The following is a 17,863-nucleotide window of genomic DNA, read 5'->3' as shown; positions in this document are numbered from 1 at the left end:
GGACGCCGTCCGGATCAGCGCGAGTTCGCCGCGCCGAACGCCTCGCGCAACGCCACGCGGTCGACCTTTCCGGTGGCGGTCGTCGGGATCTCGTCGACGAACTCGACGCGCCGCGGTACCTCGTGGGCTTCGAGGCGTTCCTCGCACGCCTCCCGCACCCGTTCGGCCGCGAGGTCGCGGTCGCCGGGGGCGAGGTCGTCGACGGGGCGGACGATGGCCGTGACGACCGCCCCGCGGACGTCGTCGCGGGCGTCGATCACCGCCGCGCCGGCGACGACGTCGAGGTCGTAGAGGACGTCCTCGATCTCGCGGGGGAAGACGTTCCCGCAGCCGGTGGTGAACATGTCCTCGCGGCGGTCCACGACGTAGAGGAAGCCCTCGTCGTCGAGATAGCCGACGTCGCCTGAGCGGAGCCACCGGCGGCCGCGCCGCTCGACGAACGCCTCGCGGTCGTGCCGGGAGCGCTCGTAGCCGGGCGTGACGGTGTCGCCGCGCCACGTCAACTCGCCGCGCTCGCCCCGATCCACCTCGCGGCCCGTCTCGAAGTCCTCGACGCGGACCTCGACGACCTCCCTGGCCGGCGGGCCGACGCTCCCCGGTTTCCGGGCGTCGCCCGGGCGGTTGAACGCCGCGAGCGGCGTCGTCTCGGTCATGCCGTAGCCCTCCAGGACGGGACAGCCGAGCGCGGCCTCGGCGTCGTCGATCCGGGCCGTCGGCATGGGGGCACCGCCGACGCAGACGATCTCGAGCGCGGACGTGTCGTAGCGGTCGACGGCGTCGTGATCGACGAGGTCGAGGAGCATGCCGGGGGTGAGGAACGTGCAGGTGACGCCGTGGTCCTCGATCGCGGCGAGCGCGGCCTCGGGATCCCACGAAGGGAGCAGGCGGTTTTCGGCCTCCGCGACGAGCAGCGGCGTCGTCGTGACGTTCAGCCCGGTGACGTGGAAACACTGGCAGGCCGTGAGGCCGACGGCGTCGCGCGTCAGGTCGAAGTACGTCACGATGCCGAGCGCGTTCGCCACGAGGTTGCCGTGCGTGTGTCGGACCCCCTTGGGACGGCCGGTCGTCCCGCTGGTGTAGACGACCGCCGCGAGTTCGTCGCTCCGGCGCGGTTCGACCGCGAACCCCCCGTTCGCGTCGTCGAGCAGCTCGCGGAAGTCGTGGCCGGCGCTCCCGTCGACGGTGACGGCCGTCTCGACGTCCGCGGCGACGTCCGCGAACGCCGCGTCGGTGACGAGGACGGAGACGTCGCTCGTGTCGAGCGCGTACCGGATCTGCCGGGCGTCGAACTCGGTGTTGATCGGGACGGGTACCGCGCCCAGTCTCATCGCGCCGAGGTGGGCGGTCAGGAAGGGGACGCCGTTCCGCAGGCAGACGGCGACGCGGTCGTCGGCTTCGACGCCGAGCGACGCCAGCGCGTCGGCCGCGGCGGCCGTCCGCGCCGAGAGTTCGGCGTGCGTCAGCAACTCCGTCTCGTCGCCCACGGCGGGCTTCATCGCCGCGTTCCGCGCCGCGAGGTCGACGAAGTTCGCGAAATTCATGCGACGCGCTACGGACTCTAGCGGTATCTCACTTTCCTCCGGGGCGACGTGTCGAGGATCGGCAACCTCACGAACGCGCGACGGCGGGAACCGATCGCGGCTCGACGCGCCGACGGGCGGCGTCCCACATCGTCGAACGGCGGTCGCACGCGGCGTCGACTAGTCGGAGTAGTCGGAGTCGGCGAAGACGATGTCGGCGCGGACGGTGTCGGCCATCTCCGCGACGGTCGAGGTGAGTTCGCCGGCGGCGATGCCGGGCTGGATCTCGGCCGTGGGACCGTAGGCGGCGAGGGCACCGTGCACCCGCTCCCCGGTGACGATGGGCGCGGCGACGCCGACCATGCCCTCGATGAGTTCGCCCCAGTCGACCGCGTAGCCGCGCCGACGGACGGCCTCGAGTTCCTCGCGGAGCGCGTCCACGTCGGTCACGGTGCGATTCGTTCGCGCCGGCAGGCCGTGGCGCTCCGCGATCTCGTCGACGCGCTCGTCGGGGAGGTGTGCGAGGATCGCCTTCCCGGGTGCGTTCGAGTGCAGGTGTTCGTGGGTCGGATAGACGTGTCGAGCCGTCGGCGGGAGGTCCCCGTACTCCCAGCGTGTCGCGAGCAGGATGGCCCCCATTCCGTTCTCCTCGACGACGAGCAATGCGTGTGCGTCCGTCCGCTCCTGGAGGCGGTTGACCGCCTCGCGACCGTGGACGAACACCTCGCGGCTGTTGCGCGACTCCCGGCCGAGCCGCAGGTACTCGACGCCGAGCCGATATCGCCCCCCGTCCTCGACCAGGTAGCCGAGCCGTTCGAGCGTCCGGAGGTGGTTGTGGACGGTGCTCTTGGGCAGGTCGAGCGCCGCCGCGAGTTCCGTCACGCCGGCCCGCCCGCGTTCGCGGATCGCGTCGACCACCCGGTAGGAGCGTTTCACCGAGTTGATCGGGACCGCCGGGTCGTCCATGGCCCGCCCCTCGAGGAGCGATCACTTAGCTCTGTTCCACGATGTGGGAAACGCCCCCGGTTTCCCCCGTGACCACGGGGCGGTATTTTCCCCATTAGTCAGTTTAGTGATACTGGTGTCTCCCACAATAATAACAGTTAATTGTTAATACTCCCCGGCGGTACGTACGCACATTCGATAACCCGAATGAGCCAATAGACTCGCGTTTCAGGACCTGAAACGTCAATATAGGTTTCGAGACGATTCCCGGATACGCCCCTCTCGACACACTCGGTACGGGCCGATTGACGGTGTATCGTAGGATCAATAGACAGTATTTTTACCATTTTTGCGACTGACTTAAATACCCGCGTATGGCCAGCAACGTCGTTAAGTCCCGAATGCCGATAATACCACGCGCAGCACGATAGCAACAATCATGGAAGAACGCGACACACCATCGATGACGCGGCGAGGCGTGATGAAGGGCGTCGGCGGCATCGCCGCGTTGTCGATGTCGAACGCGACCATCGCGGATGCACAGGCGGCGATAACGGACTCGCTCCCGAGCGACCCACACACGGCCGACACGTATCGATCGATCGTCGACGCGATCGTCCCCCGAACGCCCCAGCTGGAGGAGGAACTCGGACCGGAGCACGTCCCCGGCGGACTCGACGTCGAACTGGAGAAGTTCCTCATCTGGGACTTCAACCACTTCCAGGAGGTCCGCTCCGAGATGATCACCGAGAAGGCCGGCGGAGCGTCGGGTCCGGAGATGCCGCGAGGGATGTTCGAGGTCACCCTCGACGCGACCGGACTCGGCTCTGACCTCGACGCGGTGCTCGACCTCGCCGGGCTCGACCTCCTCGACCTCGTCGACCTCGGCCTCGACGGGGACGCGCTGGAGGAGCACCTCACGTTCGGCCCCGTCGAGCGGTTCGAGGTCGCCTTCGCGGACCTCGACACCGCCGCCGAGGGGCCGGCCGCGTTCGAGGTGACCGTCGAGACCGGGGACGAACGGTACCACCGGGTGCTCCAGAACTACCCGTACGCGCCCGTGTTCACCCTCGTGTTCGACGTCGTCGCCGCGGAGTTCATCGCCCGCGGGGAGAACGAGGACGCCGTCTCGCGGGGGAACGAGCGGTTCCCCGCCGGCGGAACGTTCGTCCAGCTCTCCCGGGAGGACCGGCTGCGGTGCCTCTGGACGATCGTCGAGGGAGGTACCGTCGACCGACTGGACGAACTCCTGTCGCCGTTCCTGCCCCAGCTCGGCATCCTGAAGTTCGTCGTGATGGCGGTCAACGGGCTCCACGGCTTCGGCTACTACACGGAGTGGTCGGGCTACGGCGGGACGAAGACGGACACGCCCAACGACCGGCGGCTGATCACGCCGGCCGGCGAGGTACAGAGCCGGAAGCAGAGCGGGTACCCCGGTCCGGCCCCCGGGTACGCCGCCGACTGGCGGCACGCCGTTCCGGGCGGGTTCGAGGACCCGCCGGCGGAGGAGTTGACCCTTCCGGACGACCTGACCGGCGACGACGTGCTCGACGGGATCGGAGGTGACACCTGATGGAGGATCCCGACGTCGTCATCGTCGGCGCGGGTGCCGACGGGCCGGCCGCCGCCGCGCGTCTGGCCCGCGAACACGGCCTGGACGTGCTCGTGCTCGAGGCGGGGCCGTGGCACGGCAACTCGAAGTGGCCGAAACCGCACGCCGACGCCGGCGGCACCGTGAGCACGGACCCGGACGACCTCGACGGGAAGCTGATGGACGAGCAGTTCACCCACCGCGAGGCCGACGCCAACGACCCCACGTGGGGGTACCTCCGCGTCGGGCCCGCCGACCACTCGCGGGCCCCCTGGTTCCGGAACCTCCACCAGAACGCGTTCATCTGGCAGGTGTCCGCCGTCGGCGGCACCTCGGTCCACTACTTCGGGAACCACCCCCGCGCGTACCCCTACGCCGTCGACGAACAGCCCCACTGGCCCATCTCCTACGAGGAACTCGTCCCGTACTACCAGCTCAACGAGGAGGTGACGAGCAGCCAGCAGGCACCCATCACGGCCAAGGAGGAGGTGTTCATCGAGGGCGCGAAGAACGCCGGGTACGACCGCATCGACACGAAGAACGTCACCGAGACGGGGTGGCGGCCCCAGATCAACTCCGTCGAGGTGCCGGGGCGGGAGACGTCGAACGGACAGCCGCTCGACTCGGAGTACGACGGCTCGTTCAGCTACGACGACGGCTTCCGCGGCGACACCCTCGTCGGCGACCACTTCCAGGGTTCCTCAACGCCGGTCGACGCCCCGGTCCGCGACAAGGCGCGCAAGTCGAGCAACGTGGGCTGGGTGCCGCGGGCGCTCGACGCCACCGCGGACCCCGAGATGGGGAACGTGGCGCTGCGGCCGAACACGTTCGTCACGAACGTCAACACGGTCGAGGGGGCGGGCGCGCTCGAGGCCACCGGCGTCGACTACCGCGACACGTGGTCGGGGAAGACCGGCACCATCGAGGCCGACGCGGTCGTCCTCGCCGCGGGCTGCATCGAGTCGCCCCGGCTGTGGCTCAACTCTGGCCTGCCGGACGACGGCTGGGTCGGCAAGGGCCTCACCACCCACTGGTTCGACTGGGTCGTCGGCGTCTACTCCGACGAGACGATCGCGGAGATCAACCCGGAGGCGCGGCACATGGACCCGTACGTCGGACAGAACTCCGCCGTCCGGTTCGACAAGCCCGGCGTCGGCGGGATGGAGGACATCGGGATGTCGCCCGGGCTGGTCTCCTACGCCGACTACCTGTTCACGCGGGCGGGCTACAGCTTCGACGTCGAGGTCGATCCGGACGAGCCGTGGGACACCCGTGGCTACGTCGTCGGCGAGGAACTCAAGCGCCGGATGTCGAACTACCGGCAGACGAAGGCGCTCCTGATACTCACCGACGACCTGCCCCGCCAGGACAACGGCGTCTCGCTCGACGGCACCTTCTCCGACGAGCACGGGGCGGTCCCGAAGGTCAGGTGGGAACCGCACCCGGACGACGACGCGAAGCGCGACGAACTCGCCCGCATCGCGGCGCGCATCCACCGGGCGGCCGGCGCGGAGCACGTCCACCGGTGCGACTGGCCGCCGCTCCTGTTGCACATGCAGTCCTCGATGGGAATGGGCCGCGTCCTCGATTCGAACGCGGAGGCCTACAACGTCGATCGGCTGTTCGTCGCCGATCACTCCGCGCTGGCGAACGGCGTCGGCGGACCGAACCCGACGAACAGCGGGCAGGCGCTCGCGCTACGGACCGCGGACCGGATCGCCAGCCTCTACTTCTGACGCTCCCCCGATCCCGGGGGCACGATTTCCGGTCCCCGATCTCCGACGAACGTCGGTCGCACGGCGGCGCGAGACGAGACGAGACGAGACGAGACGAGACGAACCGGCGAGCGTTCACCCGTCGGGGGCGACCGACCCCGACCACAGGTCCTCGCCCTCGACGGCCCGGAGGCAGGCGATCGGCGCGCCCGCGGCCCAGGCCTGCGGTTCGCAGGCCGACCCGTAGGGGAGCGGGACGGACGTCGCCTCGCGATCGAATCCGGCGAACAGCTCCGGGAGCCGGTCGTTCCCGCGGGCGATCGCGGCGTCGATCAGCGCCCGGGAGACGGTCGCCGCCGCGTCCCGCCGGCCGTACCGGGCCATCCCGAGCGCGACGAGCGAGGTGTCGTGGGGCCACACGCTGCCGAGGTGGTAGCTCTCCGGGTTGTACGCGCGGTGGGCGCTGGAGATCGTCCGGATCCCCCACCCGGAGAACATGTCGTCCCCGAGGAGGCGGTCGACGACGGCGTCCGCCCGCTCCTCGGGGACGAGTCCGCTCCAGAGGCAGTGGCCCGGGTTCGACGCGACGGTCTCGATCGGGTCGCCGTTCCCGTCGAGGGCGATCGCGTAGAAGGACTCCCCGTGGAGCCAGAACGCGTCGTCGAAGGCGGCCGCGAGGTCCGCCGCCTCGGCGTCGAGTCGCCGGGCCCGCTCCGCGTCGCCGACGACCTGGCGCGCGAGGTCCGCCGCGCGGCGCTTCGCGTCGTAGTAGTACCCCTGTACCTCGGCGGCGGCGAGCGGACCGTCGGGGTGTCGCCCGTCCGGGTGGGTGATCCCGTCGCCGCTGTCCTTCCACGCCTGGTGGACCAGCCCGCCGCCCGCGCGGTCGGTCGGGTACTCGAGGAAGCCGTCGCCGTCGCGGTCGCCGTACTCGTCGCACCACCGGAGGGCGCGCTCGACGTGCTCCCACAGCTCCGTCGCGAACGCCGCGTCCCCCGTCAGCCGCCACGTCTCGTGGACGAGCGTGACGAACAGCGCCGTCGCGTCGATCGACCCGTAGTAGGGGGAGTGCGGGACGGTCCCGCGGAGCGCCGCCTCCCCGTGGCGGACCTCGTGCATGATCTTCCCCGGCTCCGCCTCCCGGAACTCGTCGACCGACGTCGCCTGCCGCGCCGCGAGGTAGCGACACGTCCCCTTCGCCAGGTCCGTCGTCAGGGGAAGCGCCTGGTAGGCCGCGATGAGCGAATCGCGACCGAAGGCGGTCGCGAACCACGGGACGCCGGCGGCGACGGTCGGTCCGTGGTCCGTCTCGAGGCGGAGCGTCGCCAGGTTCTCCCGGCTCTCCGCGAGGACGCGGTCCCAGCCGGACCGCGTCAGTTCGGTCGTCGTCCGATCCCAGTCGCGCTCGCGCTCGCGGACCGCGCCGCGAGCGGCGTCGAACGCCCGGACGGGATCGACGGCCGACGCGTCCGGTTCGACCGCGAGCGTGACGACGGTCTCAGCCCGCGCGTCGAGGTCGAGGTCGAGATCGAGCGTGACGTCGCCCCGGTGGGGGGCCCGCCGCGCGTCGCTGAACGTCCCGCGCGTGGCCGTGACCGTCGTCTCCCAGCCCCGGGACAGGTCGTCGGGGTCGTACCGGAACGTGACGCCGTCTGCGCGGATCTCGACGTCTACCGGCCGAGAGCGCGTCGCCGCGTGGCCGCGCACCTCGAAGAGATCCCTGAACGCAGTCCCGAGCGACAGCGAGAGCGTCTCCGAGCGCGCGTTCGTCGCGAGGTTCCTCACGCGGAGTCGCTCGTAGAGCCCGTCGGAGACGAGTTGCCGGCGACGGACGTACAGCGACCGCGCGCCGCCGGAGAGCGCGGTCGCGAGGTGGACCGTCCGCTCGCTCGGGCGCGGCGCGCCTATCTCGAGGGATTCGAGCGTCCTCCCGTCCACGTCCAGGTCGTACCGATCGAGGTGCTGGGTGTCCCGGTGGTAGAACCCGTCGTGTTCGCGCGTCGACCGTCCGTCGGTGTCCGTGACGAGGTAGGTGCTCCCATCCACGACGGCGCTGTCCGTCTTCATCGTCCCCGACTGTCGAAGTCGAGGGTATAAAATCTGACCCTACTTACTACTGGAGTAGTTTAGTATCCCTAACGTTTATTACTCTATAGTTAATCATTCCCGGTCGTACATGAGAAGAGATAGCACGCGAGGTGCGTACACGCGGCGGCGGTTCGTCCAGGCGGTCACCGCGGCGGGCGCGACGACCGCCCTCGCGGGGTGTATCGGCGGTGGCGGCTCCGGCGACGGCTCCGGGAACGGAAACGGAGACGGAAACGGGAACGGTTCGGGCGACGGTTCCGCGAGCCTGACGCTGTCCGGGTGGGCCGCGAACAACGCCGAGGCGAAGCTCGTGCGGAGCCTGGTCTCCGAATTCGAGAAGAACCACGGGGGGATCGCAGTCGACTACAACGCCATCCAGGCGAAGTACAAACAGAAACTGAAGACGCAGCTCGGTGCCGGCAACGCGCCCGACGTCTTCTACGTCGACGCGAAGTACTTCGGCTCGTTCGCGTCCTCGGGCGTACTCCTCAACCTCGACCAGTACGTCGCCGACAGTTCGGCGTTCGATCCCGAGAACTTCTTCGAACCCCTCATCGACGCGTTTCGGTTCGACGGGGCGCTCTACGGCGTCCCGAAGGACTTCTCGACGCTCCAGTTGGTGTACAACGAGGAGCTGTTCGAGCAGGTCGGGGCGAAGCCCCCGAAGGACTGGTCCGAGTTCAGGTCCGTCCTGCGGAAGCTCAAGGAGGGGACCGACGTGACGTACCCGCTCGCGGGGATGCCGACGGCGCGCGCCTTCTGGGCGATGCTCTGGCAGAACGGCGGGCAGGTCCTGAACGCGGACGGATCGAAGGTCGTCATCGCCTCCGAGGCGAACGTCGAGACGCTCGAGTTCCTCGGCGGCCTCGCGGCGGACGACCTGTTCGGCAACCCGAGCGAGTTCGGCGTCGACTGGCCGGGGGCCGCCTACGGGGCCGAAAAGGCAGCGGCGACGATCATCGGCCCGTGGATCTTCCCCTACCTGGAGGACGGAAAGCAGAAGCTGAACGAGGTCACGGGGTGCGCCCACCTGCCGATCCCGAGCGGCGGCCGGAAGGCGACCGCGGCCTACACCGTCTCGTACAGCGCGTCGGCGAACACGGAGGCCCCGAAGGCGGCGTGGAAGCTCATCCACAACCTCACCGACAAGGACGGCGCGAAGCGCTGGGCGAAGAAGGGACTCGCGCTGCCGGCGCGCAAGGACCTCCAGACCATCGAGTACTACGACTCCCATCCGCGCCGCAAGACGATGCTCGAGGCGGGCGAGTGGTCCCATCCCGTCGCGTTCGGCCCGCACAGCGAGGAGATCATCAACAGGGTGAACCCCGAACTCGAGGCCGTGATGCTCGGAAAGAAGTCCGCGCGCGAGGCGCTCGAGACCGCACAGCAGAAGCTCAACTCGGAGGTATTCGGGTAACCCCGAACGGATGGCGACAGACAGCCAACGGGGCGACGGCACGTTTCAGGAGGCGGTACAGGAGGCGACCCTCCGCGAGCGTCTGGGCTACCGGAGCGAGCAGGACAACCTGATCGGCTACCTGTTCGTCCTCCCGAACCTGGTCGTGTTCTCCCTCTTCCTCCTCGGACCGGTCCTGTACGCCCTCTACATCTCGTTTCAGAACTGGAACATCCTCGTCGGTGCGGGGACGTTCGTCGGCCTGCAGAACTACGTGCAGGTGCTCACCCCCCTGCCGTGGGCGAACAACTGGAAGCCGCTTCGGGTCCCGACGGCGAACACCTTCTGGTGGTCGCTGAAGACGACGGCGATCTACGCCATCGGAACCGTCCCCCTCCAGATCTACGGCGGACTCGCGGTGGCGCTGATGCTCGACAAGCGCGTCCGCATGAAGAAGGCCTACCGGGCGGCCTACTTCATGCCCGTGATGCTGTCCGGCGCGGCGAGCGCCGTCATCTGGCGGTGGGTCCTGTCCGCCGACGGCATCCTCAACGCGCTGCTGCCGACGTTCCTCGAGCACAACTGGGCGGGGACCCCCACGTACGCCCTCGGCGGCGTCATGCTGATGGCGATCTGGGGCGGCATCGGATCGAACATGATCTTCTTCCTCGCCGGGTTACAGAACATCCCCGAGGAGCTGTACGAGGCCGCCCGCATCGACGGGGCGAGCGCGTGGCACCGCTTCCGACACGTCACGTGGCCGAGCCTCGGGAACACGAACTTCTTCGTCATCGTCATGGCGATCATCTCGGCGTTCCAGGTGTTCGGGATCGCGCTCGTGTTCTCGAAGGGCGGGCCGTACTACGCGACGACGACGATCGTCCTGCTCATCTACGAGCGGGCCTTCCAGGAGGGGGAGATGGGCGCCGCCGCGGCCATGGCGTTCGTCCTCTTCCTGATCATCTTCGTGTTCAGCTACTACCAGTACCGCCACCGGGATCAGCAGGAGGTCGACTACTGATGGCCCGCTCGAGCTACGAGTACCCCGGCTACGACCGGTCGGGGGCCGGGTACTGGTCGAAGACGGCGCTGCTGTACGGGGCGGTGACCGCGGGCGCGCTCTGGATGACGCTGCCGTTCTGGTGGGCGCTGTCGACGTCGATCTCCGTTGACCCCTCCGCGGCGACGGTCGCGTTCGTCCCGAACGGCGTGACGCTCGACCACTTCGTCACCCTCTGGGAACGCGACGACGTGCTGATCGGCCGCTGGTTCGTCAACACGGTGATCTTCGCCGGCGCGGTCACGGCGTTCAACCTCACGTTCGACAGCCTCGCCGGCTACGCCCTCGCGAAGATCGACTTCTGGGGGCGCGAGAAGCTCTTTCTCGGGTTCGTCTCGACGATGATGATCCCGGGGATGGTGACGCTGATCCCGGTCTACCTCATCCTCACGAAACTCGGGTGGATCAACACGTACCAGGGGCTCGTCGCGCCGCTCATCGCGAACCCCTTCGGGATCTTCCTGCTCCGACAGCACTTCAAGAGCCTCCCCAGCGCGCTGGGGGACGCGGCGAAGATCGACGGCTGCAACGAGCTACAGACGTTCTACAAGGTGTATCTCCCGCTGGCGAAGCCGGCGCTCGCGACCCTCGGCATCTTCACGTTCATGGGGGCGTGGAAGAACTTCCAGTGGCCGCTCATCATCGCGACCGATCAGAACATGTACACGCTCCCGATCGCCCTCTTCGCGGTGCGCAACCAGTACTTCGCGAAGTGGGGGCTGATGATGGCCGCGACCGTCGTGATCGTCGCACCCGTCATCGTCGCGTTCCTCGCCGCGCAGAACTACTTCATCCGGGGCATGTCGCTGAGCGGCATGAAGGGGTAGGGTGACGACCCCCCGGGGACGCGGTTCGAGGCGCGGGCGATTCGATCAGTCGATCGCCTCGACGACGAACCGCCGTCCCTCGATCTCCTCGAACAGGGCCCCCCATCCGCCGACCTCGTACGTGCCGTCGTCCGTCTCGAGCCAGATCGTCGCCCGCTCGACGAACGTGGCGAGCAGCGGCTCGCTCATGTCGCCCCCGGCGTACTCGACGTCGACGACGCGCCCGGTGAGTTCGAGGTCCGTCTCACTGCCGCGCTCCTTGCCGAGCACCGTGACGACGACCTCGTTCGCGTCCGAAAACCGATCGATGTCGCGGATGCACTCCCTGATCGACGTGTACGTCCGGGGGAGGGTCTCGTCGCGGGCCGAGTAGACGGGGGTCCAGTACCACCACAGCGCCGTCGCGAAGTACCAGTCGAAGAGCCGCGAGAAGGAGTAGTCGTTGACGAGGAGGCTGTACTCGTGTGTCGGGTGTAGCGGTTTCTCGGGGGCGAAACAGACGTGCATCCGATCGACGAGGACGAGCAGCGGCGTCGGCAGGTCCCGGTATCGTACCTCGGTCGCGACGCCGTCGAAGTCGAGATCCTCGACGGCGCGCTCCCCGCTCGTGTCCGGCGTGAGCGCGAGCTTGACGGTCACGTCGCGCTCGTACGCCGTCGCCAGTGCCTCCTCGAGCGCCTCGAACTCTTCCGGCGTCACCGCCAGTTTGACCTCGTCCTCCGCGCGCTCGATCGACTCGCGCGCGCGGTCGAGGATCGACGACAGCGGCTTCAACACGCTCACCCGGTGGTTCTCGATCGTCGGGCGCTCCCACCGCTCCCGGATCTCGGCCGCCGCCTCGGTCACCGTCTCGGCGTAGGACGTGAGGTCGTCCAGTATGCGGTTCGGTTCGTGCGCGCGGGCGTGCAGACTCCCCTGCTGGTACGTCTCGACGAACCCCTTCCGCTGGAGGTTCCGGAGGACGTCGTAGATCCGCGCCTGTGGCACCCCACACGTGTCCGATATCTCCGTCGCCGGGGCGCTCCCTAACTCCAGGACGGCGATGTACGCGTCCGCCTCGTACTGCGTGAGTCCCGTCCCCTCCAGCGTCTCACGGAGCGTTTCGGTATCCATGTCGAGGTTCGAGGGGGCGGCGCGTTTCAGCCTTTTCCTACAGCTTGACCCCGTCGGGGAGCGATTGGCCCTCGCGAGAGCGGGTGAAGATCGCCTCGCCGTCGTCGGCGAAGGCGTGGATCTGGTCGTGCGGGAAGCGAAAGCGGAGGGTGTCGCCGTGCTCGATGGTGAGGTCGCCGGGAACGGCGGCGGTCATCTCCGTCCCGTCCACGTCGAAGTGGAGGATGCTCTCGCGGCCCATCGGCTCGACGACGTCCACGGTCGCCGGCACGGTGTCCGACCCGTCCGTCGTCGCGAGCTGGACGTCCTCCGGACGGATCCCGAGCGTGATACGCCCCTCGCCGCCGGTGACAGCGCGTATCTCGCGGCGCTGTTCGTCGGTGAACTCGTAGGACAGGTCCTCGCCGAGTCCGCGCCCCGTCTCCGGGTCGAACTCGAGACGCAGGAAGTTCATCGAGGGCGAGCCGATGAAGCCGGCGACGAACTCGTTGGCCGGCTCGTAGTAGCACTCGAGGGGCGTTCCGAGCTGCTGGAGTTCGCCGTCGTTCATCACGGCGATGCGGTCGCCCATCGTCATCGCCTCCGTCTGGTCGTGGGTCACGTAGACGGTCGCCACGTCGAGCTGGTCGTGCAGCTGCTGGAGTTCGGCGCGCATGTCCGTCCGGAGCTTGGCGTCGAGGTTCGACAGCGGCTCGTCCATCAGGAACACCGTCGGCTCGCGGACGATGGCGCGGCCGAGCGCGACGCGCTGTTTCTGCCCGCCGGAGAGCGCCTTGGGCCGTCGGTCCAGCAACTCCTCGATGTCGAGCATCGACGCCGCCCGCTCGACGCGCCGGGAGATCTCCTCGCCGGAGAGCGAGGTCGTCATCTCGAGGCCGAACGCGATGTTCTCGCGGGCCGTCTTGTGCGGGTAGAGCGCGTAGTTCTGGAACACCATCGCGATGTCCCGATCCTTCGGTTTCTCGTCGTTGATCACCTCCCCGCCGATCCGGATCTCGCCGTCGGTCACCGTCTCCAGCCCGGCGAGGAGACGGAGGGTCGTCGACTTTCCACACCCCGAGGGACCGACCAGCACGAGGAACTCGCCGTCCCGGATCGCGACGTTCAGGTCCTCGATCGCGACGACGTCGCCGTCCTCGGAGTCGAAGACCTTCGTCACGTGATCGTACTCTGCGATTGCCATTCTCTGCCACGAACCTACGGCCCCACGTACAAATGTGTTACTACTGGAGTAGTGTGTTGGCTGAACGGGACGGAGCGTCGCTCCTCGTGGGGGCGCGTCGAGGCGCGGCGCAGTCGCTCGCGTGCCGCCTCGCGGTGTTCGTCGCGCTCTTTGAACGTGATTTTGAGTGTATTGTCCGCAACAGTAGCTCGAATCCACCGTGAATTGGTTCCGAGGAGCGGTGTGACGTCCTCGCCCGCCGTTCACGGCGGGGCGTCCCATGACAGTAGGAACCCGGTTGCCCCAGTTCGGTTTCAGGACTGGCACTCCCGGCGTCTACAAGATCTTCGGTCTTGTGCGGCCCACGGGACCCGAAGGATCGCGAGACGTCGGCAGAGCGAGTTTCGACCCTCGACTGGGGGTGTCCTGTGGCACCGCCACACGTGCTCCCATTCGCGATCGAGTCATCACCGCGTATGAATGTGCGGTATGTGGTACGGTTGAAGGGATGGAGACGTCGCTACAGGTCTGTGCGTTCATCGACGACTGCGCGGCCTGCAGTGCCGTCAACGTCCGGTTCAGTGCAATCGGGATTGCTGAATCGATCTGTTCGGACTCGTTAACCCCCGCCGTGTCGCTGTAATCGACTGCCTCGTTCTCGTTTTGACTGCGGCCATCAGCACTTATTTATACCTCGTTGCACAAAATCAGACAGTGTCTGAAATAGCGGAACAGCGGATAACTGTCTGCATCGACGTCAATTCGGATGCCGATACCGGCACGTTCCGGATTGAAGCGGCCGACGACATCCTCCGCTTGCTGGCCGACGCTCACGAGACCGAATTTACGATTTCCGAACTCGTCGACGCGACGGAGGTCGCTCGCTCGACGGTCTGGCGGGCCGTCGATTTGCTCGACAGTATCGGTGCCGTTCGCATCCGCGAGACGCCACAGCGCAACTACGTCTCCATCGACCCACGTCGGTTGCACAAAGACGACCCGATACTCGCCATCGAGCAACCGGAGTTTCACGGGCCAGTACGGGCGTTTATCGACCGAGTTCGCGAAACCATTGCCGATACTGACGATGTAGCTGAGGTTCTCGGGATCGTCGTCTTTGGGAGCGTTGCCCGCGGCGAAGCCGACCGTCAGAGTGATATCGACCTGTTCGTCGTCGTCGACGGCAACCGAACGAGCGCACGGCGGGCCGTCACAGACGTCATCGCCGAGCTCAGCGAGCGACGGTTCGACGGGGACCGGTTCGATTTCGAGCCGTACGTCGAGTCCAAAGAAAGCACGCAGCGGGCCGGGGAGAAGCTTCGTGAAATCTTCGTAGAGGGGATTACGGTGTACGGCGATGACCGTCTTCAATCGATTCGCAAGGCGGCGTTCACCAATGAGTAGTGCCCGAATCGAGCAGTACATCGACGACGTACAGGCGGCGTTCGACCGCCGTCCTATCGATATCGAGTCCGGCCTCGACGTCGACGATGCTGCCCTGCTTCAGCTCCGGAAGGCGTGTCGATTACTTGCCGGTGCCGCGTCGCTCCACGATGCAGGCTACTACACCCTCGTCATCGAGGCGTCGTTCGTCGCTATCGAACGAACAGTCGAGTTCCGGCTGCTGGAGCGGGGGACGATGCAGCCGGACGACTTGCCCGGCACGCATCCCGGCGTATACTGGGAAGCAGCCGCGACCGGTATTTTCGCCGAATCGACCGCCGAGGATCTCGCGGACCTCTGGCGTGACCACCGGGCGAAGACGTACTATCAGGACGGCCTCGCCGCCGCGGACCGCGCCGAGAAGATGTATATGCTTGCGAGAGAAGTTCACGCCTTCATCGTCGGTCGCTCCGCGCAGGGCCACGAGTGTCCCTGTGACTCGAGCAACTGACGTCCCCTCAAAGGCGACGATCACGATCGAGGAGATCAACGACGACCGGTACGACTGGCAGTGGCGGGATGGCGGAGGAAAAGAGGATCACAGCCCCACCAGCCAGGGGGCGAACTCCGGGACGATGTAGAGGAACCACTGGACCGTCCAGGAGACGCCGAGCCAGAGGAGCCCCCAGGGTGCCGAGATGCCGACCGGCCGAACCGGCCACGCCGCCCCCTCGTGGGTCATCCGCCGCGGGTACACGTAGTCCGCGAGGAAGTGGAGGCCCATCCCGAGCGCGAGGAAGTTCGTCGCCGTCAGGAGCGCGGGAACCGCAGAGAACGCCTCAAGTCGGCGTCCGAGGACGTAGACGAGCGCCGGCGGGAGGAACGTGTGGAGGGCCCAGGACCGGTGGGTCGACTCGGTTCGCGCGTCGAGTTCCGGGAGCAGCGCGCCGAGGAGAAGCGGGAGGGCGACGGTCGGATGGTAGCCGAGCGCGACGGCGAGGAAGGCGACCGGGACGGTGCTCGCGACGTGGATCTCGTAGCGGGTCACGACGGATCCCCCCGGTACGCCAGGACGACGCGGCGTGCCCCCTCGCCGCTCGTCTCCTCGAACGAGACGACCTCGAGGAGGCCGAGCAGTCCCGGGAGGAGGAGGACGACCGCGACCTGGAGGGCGACGCAGAGGGCGATGAGGACGGACGCGAAGACGAGGACGAGGACGGAGAAGGAGGGCGTCTCGAGCAGGTGGTAGGCGGCGTCGTGGAGCGCGGCGCGCATCGCCGGTCGCCGGTCTGCTGGCGCTCGAACGAGCAGCGAGGCGGTCCGGAGGCAGAGCGCGGCGGCGATCACGGTCGCGTAGAGTCCGACGACGGCCCCGAGCAGGAACGACGCGTCCCGCGCCGCGAGCGCGATCGTCGAGTAGATCCCCGTCACGACGACGACCGCGAGCAGCAGGACGCTGAGCGGCAGGCCGCGACGGACGTTAGCGCGGAACGTCTCGAGGAAGTGGACGACCCTGTCGCGCTCGCTCACCCCGCCGCCCTCGAGTTCGCCCGAGACGACGTCCGTGAGCGTCTCGACGAGCGCGATCGTCGCGGCACCGATCGTCACGAGGGGCAGGGAGACGAGCGAGAAGAGCACGCTGAGGACCACGATCGAGACGAGATCGGAGTAGACCGCCCGTCCGAACGCCGCCAGCGCCGCCGCGGGATCCAGTCGCTCGACTTCGTCGCGGGCCATTCGGTTCGTGTCCGCGGTTCGTGTCGACAAAAGCACACCGATGTCGCCGGTCCGGCGGGGTCGGCGACGGGGAGTTCCCCGACGCCCGCCGTCCGACCGTCGGTATCGACGAGTACGTAAGGCGTATCACTCGAGCCTCGAAGGGGTACCACATGTCCGAAGGCGACTTCGACGGCTACGGGGGACGCCACGTCCCCGAACCGCTCCGGGAACCGCTCGACCGACTCGCGACCGCGTACGACGACGTCGGGACCGGCGAGGAGTTCCAGGCCGAATTCCGCGCGCTCCTCGAGGAGTTCGCCGGCAGGCCGACGCCGCTCTACCACGCGCGCAACCTCAGCGAACGCTACGGGGCGGAGTTCTACCTGAAGCGGGAGGACCTGCTCCACGGCGGGGCGCACAAGATTAACAACTGCCTCGGGCAGGGACTGCTCGCGAAGCGCGCCGGGAAGGACCGCCTCATCGCCGAGACGGGCGCGGGCCAGCACGGCACCGCGACCGCGATGGTCGGGGCGCTGCTCGGCCTGGACACGGAGATCTACATGGGGGAAAAGGACGTGGAGCGCCAGAAGATGAACGTGTTCCGGATGCGCCTCATGGGGGCGACGGTCAATTCGGTCACCCGGGGCGATGCGGGTCTCGCGGACGCCGTGGACGCCGCGCTCGAGGACTTCGCGGGGAACGTCGAGGACACCCACTACCTCGTCGGGAGCGTCGTCGGGCCGGACCCGTTTCCCCGGATGGTCCGCGACTTCCAGAGCGTGATCGGCGAGGAGGCGCGCGAACAGTTCCGCGAGCGGACCGGCGGCCTCCCCGACGCGGCGGTCGCGTGCGTCGGCGGCGGGTCGAACGCCATCGGTCTGTTCCACGCGTTCCGCGACGACAGCGTCGCGTTCTACGGGGCCGAGGGCGGCGGCGAGGGCGCGGACTCGAAGCGTCACGCCGCCCCGCTCGCGAGCGGCCGGGACGACGTGATCCACGGGATGCGCACGCGCGTCATCGACGACGACGTCGAGGTGCACTCGGTCTCCGCGGGCCTCGACTACCCCGGCGTCGGTCCCGAGCACGCGATGTTCCGCGCCGTCGGCCGGTGTGAGTACGCCGCGGTCACCGACGACGAGGCCCTCGCGGCCTTCCGGGAGCTGAGCGAGACGGAGGGGATCATCCCGGCGCTCGAATCCAGCCACGCCGTGGCGCGGGCCATCCGACTGGCCGAGACGGGCGAGCACGACGCGATCCTCGTGAACCTCTCCGGTCGCGGGGACAAGGACATGGAGACGGCCGCGGCCCGGTTCGACCTCTGAGCGCCCCTCCGGGCTCGAGGAC

15 protein-coding genes are annotated in these 17,863 nt (G+C 68.1%); 8 read left to right on the top strand and 7 right to left on the bottom strand.

What is annotated here, in order from left to right:
• Nucleotides 1-14: 14 nt before the first annotated feature.
• Both NKI68_RS20795 and NKI68_RS20790 read right to left on the bottom strand, forming a co-directional pair.
• Nucleotides 15-1,541, bottom strand: coding sequence for a class I adenylate-forming enzyme family protein (locus NKI68_RS20795; RefSeq protein ID WP_254546658.1), 1,527 nt, complete (start codon nt 1,539-1,541; stop codon nt 15-17).
• Between the two features lie 159 nt (nt 1,542-1,700).
• Nucleotides 1,701-2,486, bottom strand: a complete 786-nt coding sequence (locus tag NKI68_RS20790) for an IclR family transcriptional regulator (RefSeq protein ID WP_254546657.1) — start codon at nt 2,484-2,486, stop codon at nt 1,701-1,703.
• A 418-nt stretch (nt 2,487-2,904) separates the two neighbouring features.
• On the opposite strand from NKI68_RS20790, the gene NKI68_RS20785 reads away from it, so the two are divergent.
• Complete coding sequence (locus NKI68_RS20785; protein WP_254546656.1) at nt 2,905-4,038, top strand: hypothetical protein; 1,134 nt, start codon at nt 2,905-2,907, stop codon at nt 4,036-4,038.
• Nucleotides 4,038-5,792, top strand: a complete 1,755-nt coding sequence (locus NKI68_RS20780; RefSeq protein WP_254546655.1) for a GMC family oxidoreductase N-terminal domain-containing protein — start codon at nt 4,038-4,040, stop codon at nt 5,790-5,792. The genes NKI68_RS20785 and NKI68_RS20780 overlap by 1 nt, the downstream gene beginning before the upstream one ends.
• 114 nt (nt 5,793-5,906) lie before the next feature.
• Here the strand turns inward: NKI68_RS20780 and NKI68_RS20775 are convergent, their stop codons facing one another.
• A complete protein-coding gene (locus NKI68_RS20775; protein ID WP_254546654.1) occupies nt 5,907-7,838 on the bottom strand; it encodes a glycogen debranching N-terminal domain-containing protein in 1,932 nt (643 codons plus the stop codon).
• 109 nt (nt 7,839-7,947) lie between these two features.
• Between NKI68_RS20775 and NKI68_RS20770 the strand changes: the two genes are divergently transcribed.
• The 3 genes from NKI68_RS20770 to NKI68_RS20760 are packed head-to-tail and all read left to right on the top strand — an operon-like array spanning nt 7,948 to nt 11,142.
• Complete coding sequence (locus NKI68_RS20770) at nt 7,948-9,276, top strand: ABC transporter substrate-binding protein (protein ID WP_254546653.1); 1,329 nt, start codon at nt 7,948-7,950, stop codon at nt 9,274-9,276.
• Between the two features lie 10 nt (nt 9,277-9,286).
• Nucleotides 9,287-10,276: a carbohydrate ABC transporter permease gene (locus NKI68_RS20765; protein WP_254546652.1), complete on the top strand. Its 990-nt coding sequence runs from the start codon at nt 9,287-9,289 to the stop codon at nt 10,274-10,276.
• Entirely contained in the window at nt 10,276-11,142 is an 867-nt protein-coding gene (locus NKI68_RS20760; protein WP_254546651.1) for a carbohydrate ABC transporter permease, read from the top strand. Before NKI68_RS20765 ends, NKI68_RS20760 begins: the two co-directional genes overlap by 1 nt.
• Nucleotides 11,143-11,187: 45 nt before the next feature.
• Here the strand turns inward: NKI68_RS20760 and NKI68_RS20755 are convergent, their stop codons facing one another.
• Entirely contained in the window at nt 11,188-12,255 is a 1,068-nt protein-coding gene (locus tag NKI68_RS20755; protein WP_254546650.1) for a TrmB family transcriptional regulator, read from the bottom strand.
• A gap of 37 nt (nt 12,256-12,292) precedes the next feature.
• A complete protein-coding gene (locus tag NKI68_RS20750; RefSeq protein WP_254546649.1) occupies nt 12,293-13,438 on the bottom strand; it encodes an ABC transporter ATP-binding protein in 1,146 nt (381 codons plus the stop codon).
• A 702-nt stretch (nt 13,439-14,140) separates the two neighbouring features.
• Here NKI68_RS20750 and NKI68_RS20745 point away from each other — a divergent pair.
• Both NKI68_RS20745 and NKI68_RS20740 read left to right on the top strand, forming a co-directional pair.
• The gene (locus tag NKI68_RS20745; RefSeq protein WP_254547079.1) at nt 14,141-14,821 is read left to right on the top strand and encodes a nucleotidyltransferase domain-containing protein; all 681 of its coding nucleotides are present in this window, start codon (nt 14,141-14,143) and stop codon (nt 14,819-14,821) included.
• A complete protein-coding gene (locus NKI68_RS20740) occupies nt 14,814-15,311 on the top strand; it encodes a DUF8154 family protein (protein WP_254547078.1) in 498 nt (165 codons plus the stop codon). Before NKI68_RS20745 ends, NKI68_RS20740 begins: the two co-directional genes overlap by 8 nt.
• 87 nt (nt 15,312-15,398) lie before the next feature.
• Here NKI68_RS20740 and NKI68_RS20735 read toward each other — a convergent pair whose 3' ends face one another.
• Nucleotides 15,399-15,848 carry a hypothetical protein gene (locus tag NKI68_RS20735; protein ID WP_254546648.1) on the bottom strand — a complete coding sequence of 150 codons (450 nt, stop codon included), beginning with the start codon at nt 15,846-15,848 and terminating at the stop codon, nt 15,399-15,401.
• Nucleotides 15,845-16,537 (bottom strand): YesL family protein, encoded by a 693-nt coding sequence (locus tag NKI68_RS20730; protein ID WP_254546647.1) that lies wholly within the window; start codon nt 16,535-16,537, stop codon nt 15,845-15,847. Before NKI68_RS20730 ends, NKI68_RS20735 begins: the two co-directional genes overlap by 4 nt.
• Nucleotides 16,538-16,689: 152 nt before the next feature.
• Here NKI68_RS20730 and trpB point away from each other — a divergent pair, with 152 nt between their 5' ends.
• Nucleotides 16,690-17,841, top strand: a complete 1,152-nt coding sequence (gene trpB / locus NKI68_RS20725; protein WP_254546646.1) for a tryptophan synthase subunit beta — start codon at nt 16,690-16,692, stop codon at nt 17,839-17,841.
• The last annotated feature ends 22 nt before the right edge of the window (nt 17,842-17,863 follow it).

Source organism: Halomarina pelagica (assembly GCF_024228315.1).
Taxonomy (GTDB): Archaea; Halobacteriota; Halobacteria; order Halobacteriales; family Haloarculaceae; genus Halomarina; species Halomarina pelagica.
This window is presented reverse-complemented; position numbering and strand designations above follow the sequence as displayed.

Coding starts and splice junctions, on each gene's coding strand:
- NKI68_RS20795 (WP_254546658.1), bottom strand. CDS start 1,541: ATGAATTTCGCGAACTTCGTCGACCTCGCGGCGCGGAACGCGGCGATG.
- NKI68_RS20790 (WP_254546657.1), bottom strand. CDS start 2,486: ATGGACGACCCGGCGGTCCCGATCAACTCGGTGAAACGCTCCTACCGG.
- NKI68_RS20785 (WP_254546656.1), top strand. CDS start 2,905: ATGGAAGAACGCGACACACCATCGATGACGCGGCGAGGCGTGATGAAG.
- NKI68_RS20780 (WP_254546655.1), top strand. CDS start 4,038: ATGGAGGATCCCGACGTCGTCATCGTCGGCGCGGGTGCCGACGGGCCG.
- NKI68_RS20775 (WP_254546654.1), bottom strand. CDS start 7,838: ATGAAGACGGACAGCGCCGTCGTGGATGGGAGCACCTACCTCGTCACG.
- NKI68_RS20770 (WP_254546653.1), top strand. CDS start 7,948: ATGAGAAGAGATAGCACGCGAGGTGCGTACACGCGGCGGCGGTTCGTC.
- NKI68_RS20765 (WP_254546652.1), top strand. CDS start 9,287: ATGGCGACAGACAGCCAACGGGGCGACGGCACGTTTCAGGAGGCGGTA.
- NKI68_RS20760 (WP_254546651.1), top strand. CDS start 10,276: ATGGCCCGCTCGAGCTACGAGTACCCCGGCTACGACCGGTCGGGGGCC.
- NKI68_RS20755 (WP_254546650.1), bottom strand. CDS start 12,255: ATGGATACCGAAACGCTCCGTGAGACGCTGGAGGGGACGGGACTCACG.
- NKI68_RS20750 (WP_254546649.1), bottom strand. CDS start 13,438: ATGGCAATCGCAGAGTACGATCACGTGACGAAGGTCTTCGACTCCGAG.
- NKI68_RS20740 (WP_254547078.1), top strand. CDS start 14,814: ATGAGTAGTGCCCGAATCGAGCAGTACATCGACGACGTACAGGCGGCG.
- NKI68_RS20730 (WP_254546647.1), bottom strand. CDS start 16,537: ATGGCCCGCGACGAAGTCGAGCGACTGGATCCCGCGGCGGCGCTGGCG.
- trpB (WP_254546646.1), top strand. CDS start 16,690: ATGTCCGAAGGCGACTTCGACGGCTACGGGGGACGCCACGTCCCCGAA.